Origin of the sequence: Corynebacterium sp., assembly GCF_030826625.1 — a bacterium.
Classification (GTDB): domain Bacteria; phylum Actinomycetota; class Actinomycetes; order Mycobacteriales; family Mycobacteriaceae; genus Corynebacterium.
The window spans coordinates 1-2,679 of record NZ_JAPJNQ010000122.1 but is presented as its reverse complement, the minus strand read 5'-3'; the positions used below and the strand labels follow the sequence as shown (position 1 = coordinate 2,679).

Below are 2,679 nucleotides of genomic sequence, written 5' to 3'. Positions count from 1 at the left end.
ACATCACCTAGCGGCAAAATCACCAGCTGTGGGCTGGAAAGCCGCCATTCATGCGCATCATCTGGAGCGAACTCCTCAATCAGATACAGTCCTGGCCCCAAATCTCGAAATTCCGCGACGCCATCAGCATTGGTTTTTTGTTCACGGGCGTCACTAAAGCCTTCATGGCGCGCACGCTGCACCGTATATTGCTTCGCAGCTTCACGCCCAACCTCGGTTGTCGCATCTACTCCATTGACCTTTGACAAGCGGAAGGTCAACCCCTCTACCCCACCAAACGGCTTCGCACCTGGAATCGGATCATCATGGGGATTCCGCGGCAACTTCTTAATGTTCAGCGTTTGGGAACGAGCAGCATCCATCGAGTCTGCCGACAAATTCTTGTCATTACCGCTGATTACCCGTTGGCTAGCGTCGGCAAGCGGTGCGGACAGCCCAAGTGACGCAGCAACTGCTACGGCCACAATCATTTTGCGAAGATTAGTTGTCACGACGATGCCTTCCGGCCTTAGGGGTTTCGGTGGCGTTCAAGTTCTTGCGCGCGGCCCTAGTCAACACCGCGCCTTCCACATCATCGGCGGCGGCATCGTCACCGTTAGCCGCAGCTGCTTTACGACGTTCTTTGCGGATCCAATGGATCAAAAACGCGATAGCCAACGCAGCGACGATCAACAGTGCCCACATCCACCACTGCAAGATTCCATTCTTCTGGTCAAACGCGGCTTCGTCTGCTGGGTCAAGCGGGACCCGCTCTGCGTGCACCAAGAGTCGGTGTGAGTTCACGCCATACGGCGTACAGGTGATCAGAGTAATGAGATCTTTATCCGGTTGCTGCGCCAGGCTTTCCGTCTCGTGTGGCAGCACTACCTCGGTGGATGTCACCTGGTACTTCATCTTCTGGCCGAAGGTGTTGACATAGATCGCGTCACCTTCTTTCATATCGATGAGGTTATCCCACATCGTCGATGTCGTCAGGCCGGTATGCCCCGTGATAACCGAGTGCGTGCCCTCTCCGCCAACGGGCAGCGAAGTGCCGTAGAGATGGCCTAGACCTTTTTGCAATACTTCTTCCGTCGTGCCGTGATAGACCGGTAAGGAAGATTCGATGGATGGGATCGAAACTTGTGACATCGCAGGAAGCCCAGAAAGCTGGTCCATATAACGCTGATAATCCTGGTTATCCTCGGAAACCCGAGCCAGCCAAGGGTCCAGGATTGGGCCACCAATTGAAGTCTCATTGTATTCGTGTGCTGCTTCGATGGCTGCGTTCAACTGCTCTTCAGGAACATCCTGCAACTGCGAACGATAGTCTTCGACTACCTGACGTTGAATGTAGTTATTCCACTGGGTAGAAACCACTGGATAGAGAAGTACGGAAATTCCCACCAGGATGATAATCGCAGGTACTACGACGCGCCTAAACACTGACGTTTGTTCTGACGGGCCAGGCGTTGCAGGCTCACGGGTGGCAAGGGTCATTGCGGCTAAACCCCGGTCTTTCTGGGTAAGGGCTAAATTAATAAAGTTTTATAATAAAAAATTGTTATGGATTCACTAAAACCCGACGCTTTATGCGCCGGGCATATAGTTGCCTTCGTTTACAGGGCAGCTAAACAGTGACTACCCTGCACGTGAAGACGAACGCTTCAGCTCAAGCTTTACGAGCTAATCGAGCCATTAGGCCTTTGCGGAGTTACGACGAGCGGCGTAAACACCACCGGCGATAATTCCAAGACCAAGCAGAGCGACGATCAAGATACCCATGCCACCTGTGGATGGGAGGATCGGAACTTCGGAGCTTGGGCGGTTTTGAACGGTCCTGGAGACCATCCGAACCTGCGCGTCGCCAAAAGCCTCACGACTTTCACGCATTAATTGAATGCCTCGGATTTCTTCTTCGAGGATTGTGTAACCTGCTGGCGCTTCTGTTTCTCGAAGGCAATATTCGACATTAGCGTCAGGGGCATCATCATTAACCCAATCGCTAACATGGATTCCTTCAAACGTCAGGTTTCCCTGTTCATTTGTGGTACCAGATTGCAAAATTGTTCCTGGAGTTGCACAGTTATACAAGTCGAATTTTGCACCTGCTAGAGGTACTGGCGCACCCTCAGCATTGTCTTCGCGTTCTTCGATTTTTACAACGCGAATTTTTCCAAGATAGGTCACTACCTTGTCATTTGGGGTTTCGAACGGCTCGTCCTCAACGGCTGAATTCGGATCGCGGAAAATACCCGACTCATTCACGCTGTTTTCGATTTCTTGGTCTGGCGCTTGCAGCATTGTCGCCTCAACAACAGCGCGTACTGTATCTCCCGGTTGCAGACCAGCCGCTGCTGGGTCAGCGATCAGAATGTCAAAATACTGGTTCGCTCCTGCCGCAATGTTTTCAGTATTGGACGGTGCCTGCGCCTGTCTTACAACAGTGTAGTGCTGTCCTTGTGTCAAGGGTACCGCTTGTTCCGGTGTTTGTCCTGCTGGAATACGGACTACGCTAGTAACAAAATCATCACCGAACTGTAGCTCTTGGGAATTCGAAGAGTCGGTGAGCTTAAAATTACGCAATTCCCTTCCTGCAGGTGCTGCAGGTACCAAGCCATCCAAGGTGTATGTGACTTTTGAGTCGACATTACGTCCTGGGGCCTCATTTGAGGCATGCTTGTTTGCGTCATCTACTTG

3 protein-coding genes are annotated in these 2,679 nt (G+C 51.9%); all 3 read right to left on the bottom strand.

The annotated features are described in order from the left end of the window. Positions 1-470, bottom strand: a 470-nt coding sequence (locus RCH87_RS10365) for a prealbumin-like fold domain-containing protein (RefSeq protein ID WP_306516622.1), incomplete at its 3' end; no start/stop codon positions are given. A gap of 10 nt (positions 471-480) precedes the next feature. Beyond that, positions 481-1,479: a class C sortase gene (locus RCH87_RS10360; RefSeq protein WP_306516621.1), complete on the bottom strand. Its 999-nt coding sequence runs from the start codon at positions 1,477-1,479 to the stop codon at positions 481-483. A 198-nt stretch (positions 1,480-1,677) separates the two neighbouring features. Then, positions 1,678-2,679 (bottom strand): SpaH/EbpB family LPXTG-anchored major pilin (locus RCH87_RS10355; RefSeq protein ID WP_306516620.1); only part of this gene is annotated, 1,002 nt, incomplete at its 5' end.